The 25,531-nt window shown below is 64.5% G+C and carries 22 protein-coding genes; 11 read left to right on the forward strand and 11 right to left on the reverse strand.

Features of this window, described 5'->3' with window-relative positions; translation table 11 throughout:
- Positions 1-80: 80 nt before the first annotated feature.
- A complete protein-coding gene (locus CH305_RS22320; protein ID WP_032403388.1) occupies positions 81-623 on the reverse strand; it encodes a DUF6676 family protein in 543 nt (180 codons plus the stop codon).
- A gap of 347 nt (positions 624-970) precedes the next feature.
- Here CH305_RS22320 and CH305_RS22325 point away from each other — a divergent pair, with 347 nt between their 5' ends.
- Complete coding sequence (locus CH305_RS22325; RefSeq protein ID WP_032403387.1) at positions 971-3,781, forward strand: aconitate hydratase; 2,811 nt, start codon at positions 971-973, stop codon at positions 3,779-3,781.
- A 113-nt stretch (positions 3,782-3,894) separates the two neighbouring features.
- Positions 3,895-4,461, forward strand: a complete 567-nt coding sequence (locus tag CH305_RS22330; RefSeq protein WP_032403386.1) for a TetR/AcrR family transcriptional regulator — start codon at positions 3,895-3,897, stop codon at positions 4,459-4,461.
- 31 nt (positions 4,462-4,492) lie between these two features.
- Here the strand turns inward: CH305_RS22330 and CH305_RS22335 are convergent, their stop codons facing one another.
- The gene (locus CH305_RS22335; RefSeq protein WP_032377844.1) at positions 4,493-6,124 is read right to left on the reverse strand and encodes an ABC-F family ATP-binding cassette domain-containing protein; all 1,632 of its coding nucleotides are present in this window, start codon (positions 6,122-6,124) and stop codon (positions 4,493-4,495) included.
- Positions 6,125-6,279: 155 nt separating this feature from the next.
- On the opposite strand from CH305_RS22335, the gene CH305_RS22340 reads away from it, so the two are divergent.
- The 3 genes from CH305_RS22340 to CH305_RS22350 are packed head-to-tail and all read left to right on the forward strand — an operon-like array spanning position 6,280 to position 9,206.
- Positions 6,280-7,068: an SDR family oxidoreductase gene (locus CH305_RS22340; protein ID WP_032377843.1), complete on the forward strand. Its 789-nt coding sequence runs from the start codon at positions 6,280-6,282 to the stop codon at positions 7,066-7,068.
- The gene (locus CH305_RS22345) at positions 7,065-8,210 is read left to right on the forward strand and encodes a lycopene cyclase family protein (protein WP_094704917.1); all 1,146 of its coding nucleotides are present in this window, start codon (positions 7,065-7,067) and stop codon (positions 8,208-8,210) included. The genes CH305_RS22340 and CH305_RS22345 overlap by 4 nt, the downstream gene beginning before the upstream one ends.
- A 51-nt stretch (positions 8,211-8,261) precedes the next feature.
- On the forward strand, positions 8,262-9,206 hold the full coding sequence (locus CH305_RS22350; protein WP_094704918.1) for a Ku protein: 945 nt from the start codon (positions 8,262-8,264) through the stop codon (positions 9,204-9,206).
- Positions 9,207-9,227: 21 nt separating this feature from the next.
- Here the strand turns inward: CH305_RS22350 and CH305_RS22355 are convergent, their stop codons facing one another.
- The 7 genes from CH305_RS22355 to CH305_RS22385 are packed head-to-tail and all read right to left on the reverse strand — an operon-like array spanning position 9,228 to position 15,572.
- A complete protein-coding gene (locus CH305_RS22355; RefSeq protein ID WP_032403382.1) occupies positions 9,228-9,605 on the reverse strand; it encodes a metal-sulfur cluster assembly factor in 378 nt (125 codons plus the stop codon).
- Positions 9,602-10,099: a Fe-S cluster assembly sulfur transfer protein SufU gene (gene sufU / locus CH305_RS22360; RefSeq protein WP_094618362.1), complete on the reverse strand. Its 498-nt coding sequence runs from the start codon at positions 10,097-10,099 to the stop codon at positions 9,602-9,604. Before sufU ends, CH305_RS22355 begins: the two co-directional genes overlap by 4 nt.
- A complete protein-coding gene (locus tag CH305_RS22365) occupies positions 10,100-11,392 on the reverse strand; it encodes a cysteine desulfurase (protein WP_094704919.1) in 1,293 nt (430 codons plus the stop codon).
- A gap of 2 nt (positions 11,393-11,394) precedes the next feature.
- Positions 11,395-12,171: a Fe-S cluster assembly ATPase SufC gene (gene sufC, locus CH305_RS22370; RefSeq protein ID WP_032403380.1), complete on the reverse strand. Its 777-nt coding sequence runs from the start codon at positions 12,169-12,171 to the stop codon at positions 11,395-11,397.
- A 39-nt stretch (positions 12,172-12,210) separates the two neighbouring features.
- Positions 12,211-13,401 (reverse strand): Fe-S cluster assembly protein SufD, encoded by a 1,191-nt coding sequence (sufD, locus tag CH305_RS22375; RefSeq protein WP_094610433.1) that lies wholly within the window; start codon positions 13,399-13,401, stop codon positions 12,211-12,213.
- 24 nt (positions 13,402-13,425) lie between these two features.
- Positions 13,426-14,871 carry a Fe-S cluster assembly protein SufB gene (gene sufB / locus CH305_RS22380; protein ID WP_032398021.1) on the reverse strand — a complete coding sequence of 482 codons (1,446 nt, stop codon included), beginning with the start codon at positions 14,869-14,871 and terminating at the stop codon, positions 13,426-13,428.
- On the reverse strand, positions 14,868-15,572 hold the full coding sequence (locus tag CH305_RS22385; protein ID WP_371828268.1) for a helix-turn-helix transcriptional regulator: 705 nt from the start codon (positions 15,570-15,572) through the stop codon (positions 14,868-14,870). The genes sufB and CH305_RS22385 overlap by 4 nt, the downstream gene beginning before the upstream one ends.
- 346 nt (positions 15,573-15,918) lie before the next feature.
- On the opposite strand from CH305_RS22385, the gene mptB reads away from it, so the two are divergent.
- The 4 genes from mptB to CH305_RS22405 are packed head-to-tail and all read left to right on the forward strand — an operon-like array spanning position 15,919 to position 20,369.
- On the forward strand, positions 15,919-17,589 hold the full coding sequence (mptB, locus tag CH305_RS22390; RefSeq protein ID WP_373454582.1) for a polyprenol phosphomannose-dependent alpha 1,6 mannosyltransferase MptB: 1,671 nt from the start codon (positions 15,919-15,921) through the stop codon (positions 17,587-17,589).
- Entirely contained in the window at positions 17,586-18,530 is a 945-nt protein-coding gene (locus CH305_RS22395) for an ABC transporter ATP-binding protein (protein ID WP_094704921.1), read from the forward strand. The genes mptB and CH305_RS22395 overlap by 4 nt, the downstream gene beginning before the upstream one ends.
- A complete protein-coding gene (locus tag CH305_RS22400) occupies positions 18,527-19,327 on the forward strand; it encodes an ABC transporter permease (protein WP_094704922.1) in 801 nt (266 codons plus the stop codon). Before CH305_RS22395 ends, CH305_RS22400 begins: the two co-directional genes overlap by 4 nt.
- Before the next feature lie 55 nt (positions 19,328-19,382).
- Positions 19,383-20,369, forward strand: coding sequence for a heme A synthase (locus tag CH305_RS22405; RefSeq protein ID WP_094704923.1), 987 nt, complete (start codon positions 19,383-19,385; stop codon positions 20,367-20,369).
- Positions 20,370-20,507: 138 nt separating this feature from the next.
- Here CH305_RS22405 and CH305_RS22410 read toward each other — a convergent pair whose 3' ends face one another.
- Positions 20,508-20,879 carry a hypothetical protein gene (locus CH305_RS22410; RefSeq protein ID WP_094705266.1) on the reverse strand — a complete coding sequence of 124 codons (372 nt, stop codon included), beginning with the start codon at positions 20,877-20,879 and terminating at the stop codon, positions 20,508-20,510.
- A 136-nt stretch (positions 20,880-21,015) separates the two neighbouring features.
- Between CH305_RS22410 and CH305_RS22415 the strand changes: the two genes are divergently transcribed.
- Positions 21,016-21,981 carry a quinone oxidoreductase gene (locus CH305_RS22415; protein ID WP_094704924.1) on the forward strand — a complete coding sequence of 322 codons (966 nt, stop codon included), beginning with the start codon at positions 21,016-21,018 and terminating at the stop codon, positions 21,979-21,981.
- Between the two features lie 23 nt (positions 21,982-22,004).
- On the opposite strand, the gene CH305_RS22420 is transcribed toward CH305_RS22415, so the two are convergent.
- Positions 22,005-23,012 (reverse strand): heme o synthase, encoded by a 1,008-nt coding sequence (locus tag CH305_RS22420; RefSeq protein ID WP_094705268.1) that lies wholly within the window; start codon positions 23,010-23,012, stop codon positions 22,005-22,007.
- 418 nt (positions 23,013-23,430) lie between these two features.
- Here CH305_RS22420 and tkt point away from each other — a divergent pair, with 418 nt between their 5' ends.
- Positions 23,431-25,530 carry a transketolase gene (gene tkt / locus CH305_RS22425; protein WP_032377829.1) on the forward strand — a complete coding sequence of 700 codons (2,100 nt, stop codon included), beginning with the start codon at positions 23,431-23,433 and terminating at the stop codon, positions 25,528-25,530.
- Position 25,531: the final 1 nt, after the last annotated feature.

The raw sequence follows: 25,531 nt of genomic DNA on the forward strand, positions 1-25,531 counted from the left end.
CCTGCGGCACGGTCACGCGATCACGGCCGGATCCAGGGTGTGGGGTGTCAGTCACCCGAACGACGCGTCGACGCGTCGTGTCAATTCTCGCCGGAGTCGCGATTCGCGCTCTCGGGTGCTGTCGCCCGAGCCCGGAATCTGCGGGCCTTGACAACTGCAGTCAGAGTGGCGACGGCAGCTACGACGACGACGAGTCCACCGGTGAGCAGACCCCACGGCGTCTGATCCTCGACGAGTGTGTCCACGAAATTGTCGGCCGCGACGATGTGGTTACCGGTGTAGGTGCGATCTTGACCGGCTTCGAGGGTGACCCGGCTGATCGAGTCGCTGAACGTGCCCACCTGCCCGGGGCTCAGGACCAGCACGGTGCCACCCTCGCGTGCACCGACAGCGGTGGCGAGGTCGCGCAGCTGCGAGTCGTGACGCGGTTCGTTCGGCACGATCACGATGCTCAGATCGATCCCATGGTCTTCTGCGCGAGCCACAGCTGCGGACAACGCTGATTCCTCGTCGGCGGGCGCACTCACGCCGGTCTCGCGGACCGTGGCGACGATGCTGTCGACGTCCAGACCTGCCGGAATATCGGTGGCAAGTGGGGAAACGGCGTGAATCGGTTCAGGCATCTCTCGTCCAGTCGGTAGGAACCAGTCGCGTGAAACCCTACGTCACAGTGCTCTCGATACCCGGGAGGCGTGCAACTCCGAGGCAGCAACTGAGGCCGCCCTTCATTGCGTCGCTCGAAACAGTACGTGAGGATTGTGACGCGGGTCGTTCTGTCGGCATCCGCCGAGAAACGGACCCGCACGTTTTCACAGGACAAGCGTACTGTTAGACTTCCATCGAGACGCTGCCCGAGCGTCCGCAGGCAATTCGTACGCTGGATGCCATGCCGAGACACACGGACAACGCCTCGCTTCAACCGTCGACACAGCCCCGTCGGCGGTGTGCCTCATAGACGAGTGGAGCTGAAGTGACCGCAAGTAATGATTCATTCGGTGCAAAGGGCACCCTCGAAGTCGGAGAGAACTCGTACGAGATCTTCCGACTGTCGGCTTTGCCCGGTGCCGAGAAATTGCCCTATGCACTGAAGGTCCTCGCGGAGAATCTCCTTCGCACCGAGGACGGTGCCAACATCACCGCCGACCACATTCGTTCGATTGCCTCGTGGGATCCGTCCGCGGAGCCGAGCTTCGAAATCCAGTTCACCCCTGCACGCGTCATCATGCAGGACTTCACCGGCGTTCCGTGCATCGTCGACCTCGCCACGATGCGTGAAGCCGTCACCACCCTGGGCGGCGACCCCAACAAGGTCAACCCCCTCTCCCCCGCCGACATGGTCATCGACCACTCGGTCATCCTCGACGTCTTCGGTCGCGCCGATGCTCTCGAGCGCAACGTCGACCTCGAGTACGAGCGCAACGGTGAGCGCTACCAGTTCCTGCGTTGGGGACAGGGCGCGTTCGACGACTTCAAGGTCGTCCCCCCGGGCATGGGCATCGTGCACCAGGTGAACATCGAGTACCTCGCGCCGACGATCATGACCCGCAAGGGCCAGGCCTACCCCGACACCTGCGTCGGCACCGACTCGCACACCACGATGGTCAACGGCCTCGGTGTGCTGGGCTGGGGCGTCGGCGGCATCGAAGCCGAGGCGGCCATGCTCGGCCAGCCCGTCTCGATGCTCATCCCCCGCGTCGTCGGCTTCAAGCTCTCCGGTGAGATCCAGCCCGGAGTCACCGCGACCGACGTGGTGCTCACCGCAACCGAGATGCTGCGCAAGCACGGCGTCGTCGGTAAGTTCGTCGAGTTCTACGGCGAGGGCGTGGCCGAGGTTCCGCTCGCGAACCGCGCCACCCTGGGCAACATGAGCCCGGAGTTCGGTTCCACCGCAGCGATCTTCCCGATCGACGAGGAAACCATCAACTACCTGCGCCTCACCGGCCGCAGCGACGAGCAGCTCGCGCTCGTCGAGGCGTACGCCAAGGAACAGGGCATGTGGCACGACCCGAAGAACGAGGCCGTGTACTCCGAGTACATCGAGCTCGACCTCAACACGGTCGTTCCGTCCATTGCGGGACCGAAGCGACCGCAGGACCGAATTCTGTTGTCCGAGTCCAAGGTTGCGTTCCGCAAGGACATCCACAACTACGTCGAGGAGAACCACCCGAAGCACGAGGGTGACAGCAAGCTCGACGAGGCCCTCGACGAATCGTTCCCGGCAAGCGACTCCGCTTCGCTGAGCTTCGCCGAAGAGGATTCCGTCGACGTTCGTTCTGCCGCATACGGTTCCGAAGGTCGTCCGAGCAAGCCGATCCGGGTCACCACCGACGAGGCAGGCGAGTTCGTCCTCGATCACGGTGCCGTCGTGGTCGCAGGCATCACCTCCTGCACCAACACCTCGAACCCCTCGGTCATGCTCGGCGCAGCACTGCTCGCCCGCAACGCCGTCGAGAAGGGCTTGTCCACCAAGCCGTGGGTCAAGACCAACATGGCCCCCGGCTCGCAGGTCGTCACCGACTACTACGAGAAGGCCGGCCTCTGGCCCTACCTCGAGAAGCTCGGCTACTACCTCGGTGGTTACGGCTGCACCACGTGCATCGGTAACACCGGCCCGTTGCTCGAGCCGATCTCGAAGGCGATCAACGACAACGATCTCTCGGTCACCGCTGTGCTGTCGGGCAACCGAAACTTCGAAGGTCGCATCTCCCCCGACGTCAAGATGAACTACCTGGCTTCGCCGCCGCTGGTCATCGCCTACGGCCTCGCGGGCACGATGGACTTCGACTTCGAGACCGACGCACTCGGCGAGGACCACGAGGGCAACCCCGTGTACCTCAAGGACATCTGGCCGTCCTCGCAGGAGATCGAAGACACCATCAAGTCGTCGATCAGCCGGGACATGTTCAGCAAGTCCTACGAGACCATCTTCGCCGGCGACAGCCGCTGGCAGAACCTGTCCACCCCCGAGGGCGACACGTTCGAGTGGGATCCCAAGTCGACGTACGTGCGCAAGCCTCCGTACTTCGACGGCATGACGATGGACCCGGCTCCGGTCGAGGACATCAAGGGTGCACGCGTGCTGGCCCTGCTCGGCGATTCGGTCACCACCGACCACATCAGCCCGGCAGGTCCCATCAAGGCGGGCACGCCGGCCGCGCAGTACCTCGATTCCCACGGGGTCGAGCGCAAGGACTACAACTCGCTCGGATCGCGCCGCGGTAACCACGAGGTCATGATTCGCGGAACCTTCGCGAACATCCGTCTGAAGAACCAGCTGCTCGACGACGTCTCGGGTGGCTACACCCGCGACTTCACCCTCGACGGTGGACCGCAGTCGTTCATCTACGACGCGTCGCAGAACTACCAGAAGGCCGGCATTCCGCTGGTCGTACTGGGCGGCAAGGAGTACGGATCGGGAAGCTCCCGTGACTGGGCGGCCAAGGGCACCTCGCTCCTCGGCGTCAAGGCCGTCATCACCGAGTCGTTCGAGCGCATCCACCGCTCCAACCTCATCGGCATGGGCGTCGTTCCCCTGCAGTTCCCGGCCGGTGAGAGCGCATCGTCGCTCAAGCTCGACGGAACCGAGACGTTCGACATCGTCGGCGTCGAAAAGCTGAACGAGGGCACCACCCCGAAGACGATGGCAGTGACCGCGACCAAGGAAGACGGAACCAAGGTCGAGTTCGACGCCGTGGTCCGTATCGATACCCCCGGTGAAGCGGACTACTACCGCAACGGCGGAATCCTGCAGTACGTCCTGCGCAACATGATCAGAGGCTAGTCACACGGCACTCTGACACGCCACGCACAGCGATGGGCCCGGAACTCGATACGTGTTTCGGGCCCATCGCCGTATCGGTACGGGCCCCTTCATCGAAAGTAGGAGTTTCACACGTGCCCAAGGTCAGCGAAGACCACCTGGCCGCTCGACGCAGCGAAATACTCGACGGTGCGCGCAAGTGCTTCGGAGAGTTCGGCTACGAGGGCGCGACGGTGCGACGCCTCGAGGAGGCGACGGGCCTCTCGCGCGGAGCCATCTTCCACCACTTCAAGGACAAGGACGGTCTCTTCCTCGCGTTGGCGCAGGAGGATGCTCGTCGCATGGCAGAGGTCGCGGCGGCGCAGGGTCTGGTTCAGGTGATGCGAGACATGCTGGCCCAGCCCGAGCAGTTCGAGTGGCTCGGAACGCGGCTCGAGATCACCCGACGGCTTCGAACCGACGCCGACTTCCGAACCAGCTGGGCCGAACGGTCGGCAGAGCTCACCGACGCGACCCTGGGCCGACTGGAACGGCAGAAGACGGCAGGAAAACTGCGTGACGACGTGCCCAACGATGTCCTGGCCGATTACCTGGACCTCGTGCTGGACGGTCTGGTCGCCCGAATCGCGTCAGGGCAGGGAGGGTCCAATCTTTCGGCCATTCTGGATCTGGTCGAAGAATCGGTCCGCAGGCAGGACTGAGCGGGATGTCCCGGGCGAGCCGGCCTGCGGGTCAGGCCAGCTGGATCAGTTCCAGGTATTCCTGCGACCAATGATCCTCGGTGCCGTCGGGAAGGAGGATCACTCGTTCGGGTGAGAGTGCCTCGGCGGCACCCGGATCGTGAGTCACCAGCACCACTGCACCCTTGTAGCTGCGTAGCGCGTCGAGGACCTGCTCGCGCGAGATCGGGTCGAGGTTGTTGGTCGGCTCGTCGAGCAGCAGCACGTTCGCGGCCGAGGACACCAGTCCGGCGAGTGCTAGACGGGTCTTCTCACCGCCCGAGAGTGTTCCTGCCGGCTGCTCGAGCTGGGGCCCGGTGAACATGAAGGCACCGAGAAGCGATCTGAGCTCCTGCTCGCCGGTGTCGGGTGCCGCATGCCGGATGTTCTCCCACACCGACGCGTGATCGTCGAGGGTGTCGTGCTCCTGGGCGAAGTAGCCCACACGCATGCCGTGGCCCGGCTCGATCTCGCCGGTGTCGGCTTTCTCGGTGCCCGCGAGGATCCGCAGCAGCGTCGTCTTGCCCGCACCGTTGAGCCCGAGCACGACAACTCGACTTCCTCGGTCGATGGCCAGGTCGACGCCGGCAAAGATCTCCAGCGACCCGTACATCTTGGTGAGGTTCTTGGCCATCAACGGTGTCTTGCCGCACGGAGCCGGCTCGGGAAAGCGAATGTGCGCAACCTTGTCGGATACGCGCTCCGCATCGAGGTTGGCCATCAGCTTGTCTGCGCGCTTCGCCATGTTCTGTGCCGCAACGGCTTTCGTCGCCTTGGCCCCCATCTTGGCGGCCTGGACGCGTAGTGCGCCCGCCTTCTTCTCGGCGTTGGCGCGCTCGCGACGACGCCGTTGCTCGTCCGTGGCCCGAGCGTCGAGGTACTTCTTCCAGTTCATGTTGTAGATGTCGGCCTCACCGCGCACGGCATCGAGGAACCACACCCGATTCACCACATCACCGAGCAGTTCGACATCGTGGCTGATGACGATGAGCCCGCCCTCGTGGTTCTGCAGGAATCCCCGCAGCCACGTGATGGAGTCCGCGTCGAGGTGGTTGGTCGGCTCGTCGAGCAGCAACGTGGTGTTCGAGCGCCCGCCACTGCCATCGGACGCGGCGAACAGAATGCGAGCCAGTTCGACGCGTCGGCGCTGACCACCGGACAGGGTCCGCAATGGTTGACCGAGGATGCGGTCGGCCAAGCCGAGGCTGTTGCAGATGCGAGCTGCTTCGCTCTCGGCTTCGTAACCACCGAGCGAAGCGAATCGCTCTTCGAGCTCGCCGTACTTGCGGACGGCCTTGTCGAGCAACGCCTCGTCGGCCACCTCGGCCATCAGCGCCTGCTGCTTCTCCATACTGTGCAGCAGAGTGTCCAGGCCCCGGGCCGAGAGCACTCGATCCTTGGCCAGCACATCGAGGTCGCCTTCTTTGGGATCCTGCGGAAGGTAACCGAGCTCTCCGGTGCGCACGACCTCGCCTGCATACGGCTCACCCTCGCCTGCCAGGATGCGCAGAGTGGTGGTCTTGCCTGCACCGTTACGGCCCACCAACCCGATGCGGTCGCCTGCCTGTACACGGAGCGCGGGCCCCTCGGTGGACAGAAGGGTCCGCACACCGGCACGAACTTCCAGGTCGGTGGCGGTGATCACGCGTGAGCTCCTAGCGATTGCCGAACAAGATCGTTGCCCGTCGACCGACGAGCGAACACAGGTGCGCCGAACGACGGCACAGCAAACTCCCATTTTAGCTCAGCATTCACGTGCCCTCACCCAGGAACGACGGTGACACCGGTAACGTCTGGTCGATGACCGACGCCTCCGAAACAGTCACCCAACGCAGCGCACCGATTCCCGACCTCACCGGGCGTACCGCACTCGTCACCGGCGGCAGCCGGGGCATCGGCAAGGCAATCGCCGCAGAGCTGCTCGCTCGCGGCGCGAATGTCGCCATCACCGCACGTAAGCGCGAACCTCTCGTGGCGGCAGCAGCAGAACTGGGTGACTCCGTGCTTGCACTGGACGGCAATGCAGGCGATCCGGACCATCGACGCGACGCCGTGGCGCAGACCGTGGAGACCTTCGGTTCGCTGGACATCCTGGTGAACAACACCGGTATCAATCCCGTCTACGGCTCGCTGATGGATGCCGATCTGACCGGCGTGAGCAAGATCTTCGATACGAACGTCGTCGGCACCCTCGGCTTCGTCCAGCAGGCATTTCACGCCTGGATGGGACAGCACGGCGGCGCGATCGTCAACATTGCCAGCGTGGCAGGCATTCGCTCCACCGGCGTGATCGCGGCTTACGGTGCGTCCAAAGCCGCCCTGATACGGCTCACCGAGGAGCTTGCCTGGCAACTGGGTCCCAAGATCCGAGTGAATGCCGTGGCACCGGGCGTCGTGAAGACCAAATTCGCCGAGGCCCTCGTCGCCAACGGCGAAGACGCGGCGGCCGCCGGCTACCCGATGAAGCGTCTCGGAAACCCGGAGGATGTGGCGGCGCTTGTCGCCTTCCTGGTGTCGGATGCGTCGTCCTGGATCACCGGCGAAACCGTGCGGGTGGACGGTGGTCTGCTCGCCACCGGCGGAATGTGAACGATTTCTCGGCCGACGTCGCGGTGGTGGGTCTGGGTCCCGCAGGAAGAGCAGTCGCTCACCGCTGTTCCGCGGCGGGCCTGGACGTGCTGGCCCTCGATCCACACCCGTCGCGTACGTGGACGCCGACGTACTCGGCCTGGGCGGACGAACTGCCATCGTGGCTACCCGAGACCGCAGTCGCCTCGACCGCGCTCGAGCCCGCGGTGTGGACCGACCGCCATCGGACCATCGATCGCACGTACTGCGTGCTGGATACATCTGCGCTGCAGAGCACTCTGGCTCTCGATCGAGTGCAGGTGCTCGCTGGAACGGCCGTCGACGTCACCGGTTCCCGCGTGACCACGTCCGACGGGACGATCATCGACGCTGGTCACGTCGTCGATGCCCGAGGGACGTTCGATTCGCGTGACCTCGCGCAGCAGACCGCATACGGCATCGTCGTCGAACGTCGACGCGCCGAACCGATCCTCGAGGGCACCGACGCCTGGTTCATGGATTGGCGCACCGACAACGGCGCGTCGCCCGGCGAAGCTCCCAGCTTTCTGTATGCCGTGGCGCTCGATGACGATCGTGTCCTGCTCGAGGAGACCTGTCTCGTCGGTCGACCTGCGCTCGGCTTGGATGTTCTCCGTACGCGATTGCACCACCGGCTGTCTCAGCGCAATCTCGAACCCACTGGGCACGAGGCCGTCGAGCGAGTCCGCTTCTCGGTCGAACCGCCGCCGCGTTCGCGAGTACACACCGGACGAGGAGGTCCTGTGCTCTTCGGATCCCGGTCCAACCTGATGCACCCTGCCACTGGGTACAGCGTCGCGGCATCGCTGGCTTCCGCGGACCACTTGGTAGAGAGGTTCCGCGACGGCGGTCATCCGCGACGAAGCCGTGCGGTGCACATCTGGACGGTCCAGAAGCTGCGCAATCTCGGCCTCCGCACCGCGCTCGGTCTGGAACCGGAGATGGTGCCCCAGTTCTTCTCCAGTTTCTTCTCGCTCCCGGTCGAACTCCAGCGTTCTTATCTCTCCGGACACGACGACGCAATCGGCACGATGACCGCAATGCTGAAGATGTTTCCCACGCTTCCGGCCTCGGCCAGGGTCGCAATCGCGCGCACGATAGCTCGACCGCTGCACAGAGCCTGACTTTCCTGCCAACGGTCGACACGCGGGTGCTCGGTCGGCGATCATGGACAGATGCGCAGCATATGGAAGGGCTCGATCGCCTTCGGACTGGTCAATGTTCCGGTGAAGGTCTACTCGGCCACCGAGCAGCACGATATTCGGTTCCATCAGGTGCACGCGAAGGACGGCGGTCGGATCAAGTACGACCGCATCTGTCAGGAATGCGGAAAGTCGGTACAGTTCGCCGACATCGACAAGGCCTACGACTCCCCCGACGGCGAACGTGTGATTCTCACCGACGACGACTTCGACAAACTTCCGGCGGCCGAGAAGCACGAGATTCCGGTTCTCGAATTCGTACCGACCGAGCAGATCGATCCGATTCTCTACGACAAGAGCTACTTCCTCGAGCCGGACTCCGCGTCACCGAAGGCGTACGTTCTGCTGCGAGAGACGCTGGAAGAAACCGAACGCACTGCGCTCGTTCATTTCACGCTGCGGCAGAAGACCCGATTGGCCGCGCTGCGGGTGCGTGACGACGTGTTGGTGATTCAGACGCTGCTGTGGCCGGATGAAGTCAGAGCAGCCGAGTTCCCGTCACTCGAGGATGCACCGTCGGCGCGTCCGCAAGAGGTGAAAATGGCCACGTCACTGGTGGAGAGCATGTCCTCGGAGTTCGACCCCACCGAGTACACCGACGACTACCAGATCGAGCTGCGCAAGCTGATCGACGAGACCCTCGCCAACGGGGGCGAGAAGGTCGTCCACACCGAGGCCGAGAAAGACGACGACGGTGAGGACGCCGAGGTCGTCGATCTGGTCGCAGCGCTACAGCGCAGTGTCGAGGCGGCCGGAAAGAATGCGAAGTCGGGATCGTCGTCGACCTCGACTCCCGCCAAGAAGGCACCCGCAAAGAAAGCGGCAGCGAAGAAGGCCCCGGCCAAGAAAACTGCAGCGAAGAAGTCTGCACCCGCCAAGTCCGCGGAGTCGAAAACCGACGAAGCGAAAGGTGCCTGACCGAGCGGAACCGTCGTGGGATCAGACGGTGAAGCCGAGTGCCCTGAGCTGCTCGCGGCCGTCGTCGGTGATCTTGTCCGGACCCCACGGCGGCATCCACACCCAGTTGATCTTCAAGTCCGCGGCCAGTCCGCTGCGCACAAGAGCGCCGCGGGCCTGATCCTCGATGACATCGGTCAGCGGGCACGCCGCCGAGGTCAACGTCATGTCGACCGTGACGATGTCGTCGGCGTCGATCTTGATGTCGTACACCAGACCCAGATCGACGACATTGATTCCGAGCTCGGGATCGACGACGTCACGCATGGCCTCTTCGAGGTCTTCGAGCACCTTGATCTCGTCGGCGGTCAATGCCACCGGCGTGGCTTCGGCCGGCGTCGTCTCTGTTGCATCGGTCATGATTGTTGTCCTCCGGAAAGTGCCGACTGGGCGGTCTCGCCCGTCGTAGCTGTCGAATCTGCGTCCACTACTTGAACAACCGCATCCTTGAAAGCCATCCAACCCAGCAACGCGCACTTCACGCGAGCCGGATACTTGGCCACACCGGCGAACGCAATGCCATCGCCGATGACGTCCTCGTCACCCTCGACGGTACCTCTGCTGCCGACCATGTCGCTGAACGCGTCGACCGTCTTCAGCGCATCGACCACACTCAGACCGACGACCTGATCGGTGAGAACCGACGTCGCTGCCTGACTGATCGAGCATCCCTGGCCGTCGTACGAGACGTCCGCAACGGTGCCGTTGTCCACGTGAACCCGCAGAGTGACCTCGTCGCCACACGTGGGGTTGACGTGGTGTACCTCTGCACCGAACGGCTCGCGCAGTCCGCGACCGTGCGGGTGCTTGTAGTGATCGAGGATCACTTCCTGATACATCTGTTCCATCCGCATCTAGAGTTCCCCTCCCCCGCCCTGGTCGGTGGTTCCGAAGAACGATTGCGCGCGGCGGATCGCCTGTGCGAGAACCTGTACTTCCTCGAGCGTGTTGTACAACGCGAACGAGGCGCGCGCTGTCGCGGCCACACCGAACCGTCGATGCAGCGGCCACGCGCAGTGATGACCGACGCGAATGGCGACACCCTCGTCGTCCAGGATCTGTCCGAGGTCGTGGGCGTGGATACCGTCGACGACGAACGACACCGCGGAACCACGGTCGACATTCTCTGTCGGGCCGATCACGCGTACCCCGTCGATCTTCGCGAACTCGGCGAGAGTTGCTGCGACCAAGGCCTTCTCGTGCGCGGCGATGACGTCGATACCGATGTTCTCCAGATACCGCACGGCTGCGCCCAGTCCGACGACCTGCGAGGTCATCGGCACCCCGGCCTCGAATCGTTGCGGAGGCGCGGCGAACGTCGTCTTCTCCATGGTGACGGTCTCGATCATCGAGCCGCCGGTGATGAAGGGAGGCATCGCCTCGAGGAGTGCAGCCTTGCCGTACAACACGCCGACTCCCGAGGGACCGAGCATCTTGTGACCCGAGAACGCGGCGTAGTCGACGTCGAGATGGTGGAAATCGACCTTCATGTGCGGCACCGACTGGCACGCGTCGAGAACGACGAGCGCGCCCACAGCCCTGGCCCGACGCACCAATTCCTCGACCGGAGCAACGGCACCGGTCACATTGGACTGGTGCGTGAACGCGAGAACCTTGACGGCCGAGGACAATTCGAGTGAATCGAGGTCGATACGGCCGTCGTCGGTCACGCCGTACCACCGCAGCGTTGCACCGGTGCGGGCCGCAAGCTCTTGCCACGGAACGAGATTGGCGTGATGTTCGAGTTCGGTGACGACGATCTCGTCCCCGGGTCCGAGGTGGCGATCGAAGCGTTGATCGGCCAGGACGTACGTCACGAGGTTGAGCGACTCGGTCGCGTTCTTGGTGAAGACGATCTCGTCGACGTCTGCACCGACGAACGTGGCGATGGCCGCCCTGGCTCCCTCGTACGCGTCGGTGGCTTCCTCGGCCAGCTGATGCGCCCCGCGGTGCACAGCGGCATTGCACGTGGTGAGGAACTCGCGTTCGGCGTCGAGTACCTGCACCGGCCGCTGCGAGGTGGCACCGGAATCCAGGTACACCAACGGCTTTCCGTCACGGACGGTGCGCGAAAGGATGGGGAAATCGCGGCGAACGGCAGCGACATCGAACGATGCCGCCACCGCTACAGCTGCCGGCGCAGCCATGCTCATGCTCCGGTAGTCGCGGCCTGGGTGTAGCCGGCGTATCCGTTGGCTTCGAGCTCGTCTGCCAGCTCGGCACCGCCGGACTTCACGATCTCACCGTTGACGAAGACGTGCACGAAATCGGGCTTGATGTAGCGCAGGATGCGGGTGTAGTGCGTGATCAGCAGCACTCCGCCGTCCTCGCGTTCCTTGTACTTGTTGACGCCCTCGGACACCACGCGCAGCGCGTCGACGTCGAGACCGGAATCGGTCTCGTCCAGGATCGCAATCTTGGGCTTGAGCAGTCCCAGCTGCAGGATCTCGTGACGCTTCTTCTCGCCACCGGAGAACCCTTCGTTGACGTTGCGCTCGAGGAAGTTGGCCTCGATCTCCAGTTCGCTCATGGCGGTCTTGGCTTCCTTGACCCAGTGCCGCAACTTGGGAGCTTCGCCGCGTACTGCGGTGGCGGCGGTGCGCAGGAAGTTCGACATCGAGACTCCCGGCACCTCCACCGGGTACTGCATAGCCAGGAACAGGCCGGCGCGGGCGCGCTCGTCGACGCTCATCTCCAGGACGTCTTCACCGTCGAGGGTGATCGTGCCGGAGGTGACGGTGTATTTCGGATGGCCTGCAATGGCGTACGACAAGGTGGACTTGCCGGAACCGTTGGGCCCCATGATCGCGTGCGTCTCGCCGGACTTCACGGTCAGATCGACACCCTTGAGGATGTTGATCGGCTCGGCGGACGAGTCGGTGTTGGCGACGCTGACGTGCAGGTCGCGGATTTCGAGTGTGGACATCACAGTTCCTTTGTGCAGTCGAGAGTAGTTCGGGTGGACCTACGCGCCGGCGACGGCGAGTTCGGTCTCGATGGCGGCGTCGAGACGCTCGCGTACGGCGGGGACCGGAATCTTGTCGATGATCTCGTGGAAGAAACCGCGGACGACGAGTCGACGAGCGACCTCCTCCGAGATGCCGCGAGCACGCAGGTAGAACAGCTGCTCGTCGTCGAAGCGACCGGTCGCACTCGCGTGCCCGGCTCCGACGATCTCGCCGGTTTCGATTTCCAGGTTCGGCACCGAGTCGGCGCGAGCGCCGTCGGTGAGCACCAGGTTTCGGTTCAGCTCGTACGTCTCGGTGCCCTCGGCCTCGGCACGAATCAGAACATCGCCGATCCAGACGGTGTGCGCGTCGACGGTGCCGGGTCCGGTTTCGCCCTGCAGCGCGCCCTTGTACATGACATTGGACTTGCAGTGCGGTGCCGAGTGGTCGACGAGCAGTCGCTGCTCGAGGTGCTGGCCTGCGTCGGCGAAGTACACACCGAGTAGGTTCGCATCGCCGCCGGGCGCGCTGTACCGCACTGTCGGGCTGATGCGGACCAGATCGCCGCCGAGACTGACGTTGTAGTGCCGCAACACGGAGTCGCGACCGAGCAGCGCGTGATGCGCAGCCACGTGTACGGCGTCGGACTGCCAATCCTGGATCAGCACGACGTGCAGTTGCGAGCTGTCGCCCAGAACGAACTCGATGTTCTCGGCGTACGTTCCGCTCCCGCGCTGATCGATCACGACGGTCGCACGAGCGAACGTGCCCAGCGCAATCTGCACGTGCCCGTACGCAACGTGTTCCGCGCCGGGGCCGTCGATGGTGATCTCGATTGGATCGGCCACCTCCACCTCGTTCGGCACGGTGACGACAGTGGCCTCGGAGAAGGCCGAGAATGCCTGAGCTGCAATGCGATCGGCCGGTACTCCGGCCTTGCCGAGGCGCTCGTCATCGCGTCCGACGGTTTCCACGACCACCGAGTCCGGCGCCCCGACGGTGACCTGAGCGGCCCCGTCGGCGACGGCGGAACCGTCGTGCAGTCCGCGAAGACGACGCAGTGGCGTGAAGCGCCACAGCTCGTCACGGCCCGACGGCACCTCGAACGCGTTCACGTCGTACGACGTGAACTGAGCGCCCTTGTTCGCGACGAGCTTCGACTTGTCTTCCTTGGCGGAATCGGGGTTCTCGGATGCCACGGCACCCATGACTCCGGTGAGGGGGTTGTTCACTTATCCGACCGACCCTTCCATCTGCAACTCGATGAGCCGGTTGAGCTCGAGCGCGTATTCCATCGGCAGTTCGCGAGCGATCGGCTCGACGAATCCGCGGACGACCATCGCCATCGCCTCGTCCTCGGTCATGCCGCGGCTCATCAGGTAGAACAGCTGATCGTCGCTGACCTTCGAGACCGTGGCCTCGTGACCCATCGACACGTCGTCCTCACGGATGTCGACGTACGGGTACGTGTCCGAACGGCTGATCGTGTCGACGAGCAACGCGTCGCACTTGACCGTCGAGCGCGAACCGTGCGCACCCTTGTTGATCTGGATCAGACCGCGGTACGACGTCCGGCCACCACCACGGGCGACGGACTTGCTGACGATGTTCGACGACGTGTGCGGAGCGAGGTGCAGCATCTTCGAGCCGGTGTCCTGGTGCTGGTCCGGGCCGGCGAACGCGACCGAGAGAACCTCGCCCTTGGCGTATTCGCCGGTCATCCACACAGCGGGGTACTTCATGGTGACCTTGGAGCCGATGTTGCCATCGACCCACTCCATCGTCGCGCCTGCTTCTGCCTTGGCGCGCTTGGTGACCAGGTTGTAGACGTTGTTCGACCAGTTCTGAATGGTCGTGTAACGGCAACGGCCACCCTTCTTGACGATGATCTCGACCACGGCGGAGTGCAGCGAATCCGACTTGTAGATCGGGGCGGTGCAGCCCTCGACGTAGTGCACGTATGCACCCTCGTCGACGATGATCAGCGTCCGCTCGAACTGACCCATGTTCTCGGTGTTGATCCGGAAGTAGGCCTGCAGTGGGATGTCCACGTGGACGCCCGGCGGGATGTAGATGAACGACCCACCGGACCACACCGCGGTGTTCAGTGCGGAGAACTTGTTGTCGCCTGCGGGGATGACGGTGCCGAAGTACTCGCGGAACAGCTCCGGCTGCTCCTTGAGGGCGGTGTCGGTGTCGAGGAACAACACTCCCTGAGCCTCGAGGTCCTCACGGATCGAGTGGTAGACGACCTCGGACTCGTACTGGGCGGCGACACCGGAGACGAGGCGCTGCTTCTCCGCCTCGGGGATGCCGAGCTTGTCGTACGTGTTCTTGATGTCCTCGGGCAGGTCTTCCCACGTTGCAGCCTGCTTCTCGCTGGAGCGCACGAAGTACTTGATGTTGTCGAAATCGATGCCGTCGAGGTCGGAACCCCAATTCGGCATCGGCTTGCGCTCGAACGTCTTGAGCGCCTTGAGGCGCGCCTCGAGCATCCACTCGGGCTCGCTCTTCTTCTGCGAGATGTCGCGGACGACGGCCTCGGAGAGACCGCGCTTGGCGCTTTCACCGGCTACGTCCGAGTCGGCCCAGCCGTATCCGTAGGTGCCGAGCGAGGCGATGGTCTCGTCCTGGGTCAGCGGCGCGGTGGGTGTCACCTGGTCTGGTGTGACGGTCATGCGGGCTCCTTCCGGAGGCTTGGGCGTTCTCCGACACGGGGCTGCGCGTCGGGAGTCTTCTTGTCGGAACTATCGGTGTTCGAGTACCGCGTCGGTGACAGCGGTACGTGCGTCGTGCAGGCGCAGTTGCCGTTGGCGATGGTCGCCAAACGCTGCACATGTGTGCCGAGAATCTCTGCGAACGCGGACTGTTCCGCTTCGCACAACTCCGGAAACTCCGAGGCGACGTGCGATACCGGGCAGTGGTGCTGGCAGATCTGCACGCCGTTACCCACCTGGCGCGTGGTGGCTGAGAACCCGGCCGCGCTGAACGCATCGGCGATTCGCTCTGCCGCATCCTCCACGGAGTGCGCATCGGACCCCGATGCCGGTTCGACATCGGCCACGATGGTGTTCACGCGTTGCCGGGCGAACGTCTCGATGGCCGCGTCCCCGCCGATCTTGCGGAGCTGCCGCATTGCGGCACCGGCGAGATCGTCGTAGGTGTGACCGAGGCGGTTACGTCCGGCGGCCGTGAGCTGAAAGTACTTGGCCGGTCGACCACGGCCACGCTGCCGCGCCCCTGCCGGGGTGGTGATGCGAGCCTCGCCGGCATCGATGAGCGCATCGAGATGACGTCGGACCCCTGCCGCACTCAATCCCAGCCGCGTGCCGATGTCGGAGGCCGTGATGGGGCCCTCTTCCAGCAGTAGAGTGACCACTGCACCCCTGGTCTGTCCTTCGGGGAGCGAGGCCTGTCGAACCGACGGCGCGCCTGCGCCGGCGGCCGAGGAATCGACACTCCCCGGACGCGCGAACGTGCTTTCGGTTGTTTTCACAACACCAGTGTGACGGAATTGTATTGCCTGGTCCACCAAGGGTGCCCTATGCCGGTCTCGATCCTCGCACCGTCTCGGTCGGGAGGACGGTGCGGGCGTCGGACATGAGCACAGCTACGCTCCCACTGTGTCATCGACCGACAGTGAGCAGAGTTCCGAAGGCTCACGATTCACGGGCAGAGCACGTCGGCCGACCGGTACCGACGACTCGAGATGGGCGCTCGGACAGATTCTCCACCGATACGTGGTGGCCCCCGCACGCCGAGTGATCGGACTCGAACCCACTCCGCCGGGTGGCGTGGTGGCCACCCTGCACGGCGACGAGCAGGAGGCGCCCGGGCTGAACCCGGCGGAAACGGTTCAGCTCAGGAACATCCGCCGTTTCGGTGCCGCGGGCGCACTGCTGATGGCGATCGGCGCCCTCGGCGCAGGCGCGCAGCCGGTGCTGCAGAATCCCGTCTTCGGCGTTCGATTCCTCAGCCTGCCGTCCCGCATGGCCACCTCTGCCCTGACGGTCACGATGACCGGCACCGTCATCGTGGTGATCGCCTGGTTGCTGTTGGGCAGGTTCGCCCTCGGTCGGACGCGATCCGGCACCATTCCGCGGCGACTCACCAGATCGCAGATGGACCGCACGCTGCTGCTGTGGATTCTGCCGCTGTGTGTTGCGCCACCGATGTTCTCGCGTGACGTCTATTCGTATCTTGCGCAGAGCGAGATCACCGCGCGCGGGCTCGACCCCTACGAAGTCGGCCCCCAGACTGCGCTCGGTGCGGACAATGTGCTGACCCGCACCGTTCCGAACATCTGGCGCGAAACTCCGGCGCCCTACGGTCCGCTGTTTCTGTGGATGGGCCGCGGAATCACCTACCTGACCGGTGAGAACATCGTCGCCGGCATCTTTCTGCATCGCCTCCTCGCGCTGGCGGGCGTCGCGCTGATCGTCTGGGCTCTGCCGCGTCTGGCCCGGCGCTGCGGGGTGGCCTCGGTGAGTGCGCTCTGGCTCGGTGCCGCCAATCCGCTGCTGCTGTTCCATCTGGTTGCCGGAATTCACAACGAGGCCCTGATGATCGGCCTCATGCTCGCGGGCACCGAGCTCGCGCTTCGGGCCGTCGAACACTCAGGAGCTATGCGGAGGACCGATGTCGCCTTCCTCGTCGGCGGAGCGGCGTTGATTGCGCTGTCGTCGACGATCAAGATCCCTTCTCTGATCGCGCTCGGCTTCGTGGGAATGGCGCTGTCGAGGCGGTGGGGCGGGACCCTCCGATCCGTGGTGTACGTGGCAGTCCTCCTCGGCACGATCGCCGTCGCGGTCCAAGTCGCCGTCAGCCTGGGTAGCGGACTCGGATTCGGTTGGATCAACACTCTCGGGACAGCAGGCGTCGTACGCAGCTGGATGTCCATACCCACGATTCTCGGCCTGGGCACCGGATTCGTGGGAGTGCTGCTCGGCCTCGGCGACCACACCACCGCCGTGTTGGGTCTCACTCGTCCTATCGCGGCCGTCGTCGCCGCCGTCATCGTCGTCCGCATGCTGGTCGCGGTTCTGCGGGGTCGACTGCATCCGGTCGGCGCACTCGGCGTGGCTCTGGGCGCGGTCGTACTGCTGTTTCCGGTGGTACAACCCTGGTATCTGTTGTGGGCGGTGATTCCGCTGGCCGCCTGGGCCACCACGCCGTCGTTCCGGCGACCTGCGATCGCCTTCTCGTCTCTGGTCAGCGTCATCCTGATGCCGAACGGCAGTGAGTACTTGCCGTTTCAGATCGTGCAGGCCGCGGTGATGACGATCCTGACCATCGCAGTGTTGTATCTGCTGACCCGAAACCGTATGCCGTGGCCCACACGCACCGGACCACCGGCACGCGACCGCGGGGCCGACGAATACGCTGAGTCCTCGTGATCTCCGGGACGTCGAAAGCGGCGCAACCTGTCGTACAGCTGAGCGACGTGCGCAAGTCGTACGACGGCGTCACCGCTGTCGACGGCCTCAGCCTCGATATCGGCCCCGGCGAGGTCCTGGCGCTCCTCGGCCCGAACGGTGCGGGCAAGACCACCACCGTCGAAATGTGCGAAGGCTTCGTCGTCCCCGACAGTGGCTCGGTCCGCGTCCTGGGGCTCGACCCCATCGCAGAGTCGGCGCAGCTGAGGCCGCGTATCGGCGTCATGCTCCAGGGCGGCGGCGCGTATCCCGGTTCCAAAGCCGGTGAGATGCTCGAGCTCGTTGCGTCGTACTCGGCCGATCCGCACGACCCGGCGTGGCTGCTCGACTGCCTCGGTCTGACCGCGGCTGTTCGCACCCCGTATCGGCGCCTCTCCGGCGGACAGCAGCAGCGACTCGCGCTGGCCTGCGCCATCGTCGGGCGTCCCGAACTGGTGTTTCTCGACGAACCGACTGCTGGTCTCGACGCGCAGGCCCGGCTGCTGGTGTGGGAGCTGATCGACGCATTGCGGCGCGACGGTGTGGGCGTGCTGCTCACGACGCATCTCATGGACGAGGCCGAGCAGCTGGCGGATCGGCTGACGATCATCGACAACGGTCGCGTCGTGGCGTCGGGTTCGCCGTCGGAACTGACCAAACAGGGTGCCGAGGGCCAACTGCGCTTCACCGCTCCCCCTGGTCTCGAACTCTCGATGCTCGACGCGTCTCTCCCCCCGGGGTACGTACCGTCGGAACCGACGCCCGGGTCCTACGTGGTGTCGGGTGTGATCGAGCCGCAGATACTGGTGATCGTCACGTCCTGGTGCGCCCAGCAGGACGTCCTGGCCACCGAGTTGCAGGTCGATCAGCGCCGTCTCGAGGACGTGTTCCTCGAACTGACCGGTAGAGAATTGAGGAAGTGACGGTGCGCAGAGAAGCCCGGCTCGCCGACAACCGATTCGAGACAGGTCTGTTCGCGCCTCGTCCACAACCGGCCTCGGCATCGCGAATGCTGTTCGCGCAGACCCGCCTCGAACTGAAGTTGCTGCTACGCAACGGCGAACAGTTGCTGCTTACGATGTTCATCCCGATCACGTTGCTGATCGGTCTCACGCTGCTACCGTTCGGCGCACTGGGCGACGACCGAGTTGCCCAGGTGGTGCCTGCCGTGATGATGGTGGCCATCATGTCGACGGCGTTCACCGGCCAAGCCATCGCGGTCGGTTTCGACCGCCGCTACGGCGCGCTGAAACGGCTCGGTGCAACACCGCTTCCGCGCTGGGGAATCATCGGCGGCAAATCCGCCGCCGTGGTGATCGTCGTGATCCTGCAGTCGATTCTGCTCGGCTCCATCGGCGTCGGCCTCGGTTGGCGCCCGACCGCCACGGGCCTGTTGCTCGGTGCCGTGATCATCGCTCTGGGCACCGTCACGTTCGCGTCCATGGGATTGCTGCTCGGCGGCACGCTGCGGGCGGAGATCGTGTTGGCGCTGGCGAACATCGCCTGGTTCGTGATGCTCGGCATCGGCAGCGTGGTATTCGTCGACGATCAAATTCCCCAGGGCGTGCAGAACGTTGCTCGCATCGTTCCGTCCGGAGCGCTCGGTGAGGCACTGAGCCGAGGCGTCTCGTCGTCCTTCGACGTTTTCGGTGTGGTCGTGCTGCTGGTGTGGGCAGCGGTGTGCAGCACTCTCGCCGTCCGCACGTTCAAGTTCACCTGAACCAGCGGGTTGCCCCAACGACGCTGTGTAGTTGATCGGCGTTTACCATCGTGGGGTGCTGTACAGAGCGTTCTTGCGCGTCGTCGACCTTCTGCCACTGCCGTCGCTTCGTGTGCAGCGAATTCTGGCGTTCATCGCGATACTGACCCAGGGCGGTATCGCCGTCACCGGTGCCGTCGTCCGAGTGACCGGCTCCGGTCTCGGGTGTCCCACCTGGCCGCAATGCTTCCCCGGTAGCTTCACACCGGTCGGTGTGTCCGAGGTCCCCGTGCTGCATCAGGCCGTGGAGTTCGGCAATCGCCTACTCGCGTTCGTCGTCGTCATTTCCGCTGCAGCAGTAGTACTGGCAGTCGTGCGCGCTCGTCGGCGCCGAGAGGTGCTGTTCTTTGCGTGGTTGATGCCCCTCGGCACCGTCGTGCAGGCAGTGATCGGCGGATTCACCGTGCTGACGGGACTGCTGTGGTGGACGGTCGCCATTCACCTCGTCGTCTCGATGGCCATGGTCTGGCTGGCCACATTGCTGTACGCCAAGGTGGGCGAGAGCGACGCGGTATCCGAATCGACCCCTACCGTCCCGGCCGCGCTGCGCGCTCTCGTCGGACTCTCCGGGGTCGCCCTGACCGGTGTACTGATCGCGGGCACGATGGTCACCGGCGCCGGCCCACACGCCGGTGACAAGAGCATCGAGGAGCCCGTACCGCGCCTCGGAATCGAGATCGTGACGCTGGTCCACGCACATTCGCAATTCTTGGTCGGTTACCTCGCCCTGCTCGTCGGGCTGGGATTTGCTCTGTACGCGGTTCGTGCGCCGCACGCGGTGAAGGTCCGCCTCCACGTGTTGATCGCCCTGGTGCTGGCTCAGTCGCTGATCGGACTGGTGCAGTACTTCACCGGCGTTCCGGCAGTGCTCGTGGCGTTTCACGTCGCCGGAGCGGGAGCGTGCACTGCTGCGACTGCGGCCGTCTGGGCTGCCTGCCGCACTCGTGGCCCACTAGCGACGGATGACATGGAGACGGTAGAGGACGCCGCAGTCCACTCGTGACGAGCGGTGCGGCTTCGAACAGAGTGGAGGGGCAGCCGACCTCCCCCTCAGATGGCCGACTGCCCCTCCACTGACTTCGACGCACCGGGTTCCGAGATGGTTCCCGCCCGATCGAACAAATTTCGGAAGGTTTTTCGCTCAGACGATCGCCTGGTTGCGGGCCTTCGGGAACTTCTTCTGACGGGCGACCCAGCCGGCCATCTTCTCGTAGTGTCCCGGTGCCGGATTGACGGAGCTGACCAGCTCACGATCCCATTCGGCCTCGGTCAGTTCGTCGAGATCGTCGACGATCGCCCGAGCGATGGCGTGGGTGGCAACCACCTGGTCACCGAGAACTCCGTCGGCACCGACCATGGTGAGTCGGGTTCCGGCGCGACCTATGGGCTGAATCACGACCTGAGCAGAATTGCCATGATCGGCGAGGAAACTCTTCACTGCTGCGAGTGTTCCCTTGGGAACGTCGTTCGACTCGTTCTTCTCGATGCCCGCACTGTCGATTTCGGTAGCCATGCCGACACGATACCGAGGCCGTCCACCTCGCCTGCGTCGACCCAACGAGTCGTTACTGATCGGTAACTTCAACCGCGCGTGTGCATCGACCGAATCTGTGCCCGCGGCTGCCCTCGGTCCGTGTAGAACGGTGTTCATGCGCGCGATTCGAATAGACAACACCGGCGGACCCGAGGTCATGAAGGGGGTCGATCTCCCCGTACCGACCCCAGGACCCACCCAGCTCCTGGTCCGGACGGACGCCATCGGCATCAACTACATCGACACCTACTTCCGCCGCGGCCTGTACCCGCGCGCGTTGCCGTACGTTCCCGGCGACGAAGGGTCAGGGGTGATCGATCAAATCGGCTCGGACGTCATCGACTTCGCTCCAGGAGATCGCGTCGCCTGGGCCGCAGCACCCGGTAGCTACGCCGATTACGTACTGGTCGACGCCTCGTCGGCCATCGCGGTTCCCGACGGCGTCCCTGCCGATCAAGCCGCGTCGGCGCTGTTGCAAGGCATGACAGCGCACTATCTGATCGAATCCACGTACCCCGCCCAACAGGGTGACACCGTGCTGGTGCACGCGGGCGCAGGTGGCGTCGGACTGATGTTGACGCAGATGGCGGTGGCTAAGGGCGTGAACGTGATCACCACGGTCTCCACGGATGCAAAGGCCGAGCGGTCGACGCAGGCCGGTGCCGCCCATGTGTTGCGATACGACGAGAACATCGCCGCCCGCGTACGCGAGATCACCTCGGGTGAAGGCGTGCATGCGGTGTACGACGGCGTCGGTGCAGATACGTTCGAGGCAAGTCTTGCGTCACTTCGGATCAGGGGCACGCTTGCCCTGTTCGGTGCCGCCAGCGGGCCGGTGCCACCCCTGGATCCGCAGCGTCTCAACGGTGCGGGTTCGCTGTTCCTCACCAGGCCCACGCTCGCGCATCACATACGGGACCGAGCCGAACTGGAGTGGCGGGCCGGTGACGTGTTCGCAGCGATGGCGAATGGAACGCTCACGGTCCAGGTAGGTGCACGCTATGCACTCGAGGACGCGGCGCAGGCCCATATCGATCTCGAGTCACGCAAGACGACCGGATCCATCGTTCTGGTTCCCTGATCCGACTCTCGGCGGACGCTCGCTCAGGAGAAGATCTGGGCGAGCGTGTGCCAGCCGAGCACCGAGTCCACGGCAAGGCCACAGAACACCAGGGCCAGGTACTCGTTGGAAAGGATGAACAACTTCAGCGGTTTGACCGGAGTTCCGGCTCGAACTCCCGCGTACAGGCGATGAGCGACGACGAGGAACCATGCTCCGGAAGCCATGGCGACGACGGCATAGATGACGCCCGAGCCCGGTGCCAGGGCCAGCGTGGCAGCCACGGTCGCCCATGCGTAGAGCACGATGTGCTTGGTGACCTTGGTTTCCGAGGCGACTGCCGGCAGCATCGGCACGTTCGCGGCCTGATAGTCCTCTTTGTAGCGCAACATCAGCGCCCAGGTGTGCGGTGGTGTCCACAGGAAGATGACCAGGAACATCACCAGCGCCTGCCAGCCGATCGTTCCTGTCACAGCGGACCAGCCGATCATCACCGGCATGCATCCGGCCGCGCCGCCCCACACCACGTTCTGTGAGGTGCGCCGCTTGAGGATCAGGGTGTAGACGAAGATGTAGAAACAGATCGTCACGACCGCGAGCACGCCGCTGAGCAGGTTCGTGGTGGCCCACAACCAGAAGAACGAGAACACACCGAGCACGAGCCCGAAGACCAGAGCGTGCGACACCGGCATGGCACCGCGGGCGAGCGGGCGCTTCTCGGTGCGCTTCATGACCTTGTCGATGTCGGCGTCGACCACCATGTTCAGGGTGTTCGCACTGGCCGCAGCCAGCATGCCACCGAAGAGCGTGGTGAGGATCAGCCATGGATCGACGTGACCGCGGTCGGCCAACAGCATCGCGGGGATGGTTGTCACCAGAAGGAGTTCGATGACGCGAGGCTTCGTCAGCGCGACGTACGCGAGGAGGAGAGCGAACGCTCGACGCGGGGCGGACGTCACCGGTGCGGCCTGCGCGGACTCACCCTGATCGTCGGCTCCGAATCCGGGGCCGCCGGCGAATCCGTGTCCGCCCGGCTGCTGCCCAATTCGCACTGCGTCTCCTTGCACGACTGTCATTCTCTGGCGCTGGGCCACTTGCTCGCGCGCCACCGGCACACGGGTTCACTCTGCACGACGACCATGGACGCCAGCGCGCACGTCAGGTCGCCACGATCCGGAAAACCTGGCTCCGAATCCGACGCACATGCACCTACTACAGACGATGGTAGACGGCAGGGTTTGCACCTCCAATTCGCAGGGCACCCAAAGTGGGGAAATATGTCGTCTGCGAGTAACCCGCGTGCAATCGGCCGGGGGAAGGCACGACAGTAGGGTCGGACAGAACTAGGCTGGTGGAGGACGTCCTTCGGCACCGACCATGTGCGCGCTCAACGCAGGCGCACGGCAGTCGCGGCCGAGCGACGAATTCCACAGAGCCACAACTCGAACGAATGTCAGGAGATTTCTGCTCGTGTCGATCACAGACGATATTGACGTCCTCACCACGGCGCACCACCCGAGCGACTGGACGGACCTGGACACCCGAGCGGTCGACACCGTTCGTGTTCTGGCAGCGGACGCAGTACAGAAGGTCGGCAACGGCCACCCCGGAACCGCGATGAGCCTGGCTCCCCTCGCCTACACCCTCTTTCAGCGCACCATGCGCCACGATCCCACCGATACGCACTGGATCGGGCGCGACCGGTTCGTCCTCTCGTGTGGACACTCGAGCCTGACGCTCTACCTGCAGCTGTACTTGGGCGGCTTCGGTCTCGAGCTCGCCGATATCGAGGCGCTGCGTACCTACAAGTCGAAGACTCCCGGACATCCCGAGTTCCGTCACACCGACGGCGTCGAGATCACCACCGGCCCGCTCGGTCAGGGACTCGCCTCCGCCGTCGGCATGGCAATGGCGGCTCGCCGCGAGCGCGGACTGTTCGATCCCGAGCCCGCCCTCGGTGAGAGCCCGTTCGATCACTTCATCTACGTGATCGCCTCCGACGGCGACATCGAAGAAGGCGTCACGTCCGAGGCTTCGTCCCTCGCGGGCACTCAGCAGCTCGGCAACCTGATCCTGTTCTACGACGACAACAAGATCTCGATCGAGCACTCGACCGATATCGCTCTCTCCGAGAACACGGCTGCCCGTTACGAGGCCTACGGCTGGCACGTGCAGGTGGTCGAGGGCGGCGAGAACGTCACCGCGATCGAAGAGGCCATCGAAGCGGCCAAGGCCGTCACCGACAAGCCGTCGATCATCGTGCTGCGCACCATCATCGGCTTCCCGGCCCCCACCATGATGAACACCGGCGCCGTCCACGGAGCTGCACTCGGCGACGAAGAGATCGCCAAGGTCAAGCAGGCACTCGACTTCGACCCCGCCAAGACCTTCGAGGTCACCGACGAGGTGATCGGGCACACCCGCAAGCTGCAGGAACGTGGCCGTGCGGCCCATACCGAGTGGACCACCCAGTTCGACGCCTGGGCTGCACGCGAGCCCGAGCGCAAGAAGCTGCTGGATCGCCTGACACAGGGCACGTTGCCCGAGAACTGGACCGACGTTCTTCCCACCTGGGAGCCCGGCAGCAAGGCCGTCGCGACACGTGCGGCGTCGGGCGAGGTCCTCAATGCCGTCGGACCTGTTCTTCCCGAACTGTGGGGTGGCTCCGCCGACCTCGCAGGCAGCAACAACACCACCATCAAGGGTGCCAAGTCCTTCGGCCCCACGTCGATCTCCACCGACGACTGGGACGCCGAGCCCTACGGCCGCACGCTGCACTTCGGCATTCGTGAGCACGCGATGGGTGCCATCCTGTCGGGCATCGTCATGCACGGACCGACCCGTGCCTACGGCGGAACGTTCATGCAGTTCAGCGACTACATGCGGCCTGCCGTTCGGCTCGCATCCCTGATGGACATCGATCCCATCTACGTGTGGACCCACGATTCCATCGGCCTCGGCGAGGACGGCCCGACGCACCAGCCGGTCGAGCACCTCGCCGCACTGCGGGCGATCCCCAACCTGTCGGTCGTGCGTCCGGGTGACGCCAACGAAACCGCCTTCGCCTGGCAGGCAGTGCTGGCCAAATCCAGCAGCAGCGGACCCGTCGGTCTCGCCCTGACGCGTCAGGGCATCCCGATCCTCGACGGCACCAGCTTCGAGGGCGTCTCGAAGGGTGGATACATCCTCGTCGAGTCCTCCAAGGCGACACCGGACGTCGTGTTGATCGGTACCGGCTCGGAGCTGCAGTATGCAGTGGAAGCGCAGAAGCAGCTCGAGGCCCAGGGCATTGCTGCCCGCGTCGTCTCGATGCCGTGTGTCGAGTGGTTCGAGAGCCAGGATCAGAACTACCGCGACCAGGTCATCCCCCCGACCGTCAAGGCGCGCGTGTCGATCGAAGCAGGCATCGCCATGCCGTGGTGGAAGATCGTCGGCGGTTTCGGCGAAATCATCTCGCTCGAGCACTACGGCGAATCTGCCGATGCTGCAACACTTTTCCGTGAGTTCGGCTTCACCGCCGAGGCCGTCACCGCAGCCGCTCAGCGCTCCATCACCAACGTGAAGGGATAAT

The organism is Rhodococcus sp. 15-649-2-2, from assembly GCF_002258645.1.
GTDB lineage: Bacteria > Actinomycetota > Actinomycetes > Mycobacteriales > Mycobacteriaceae > Rhodococcoides.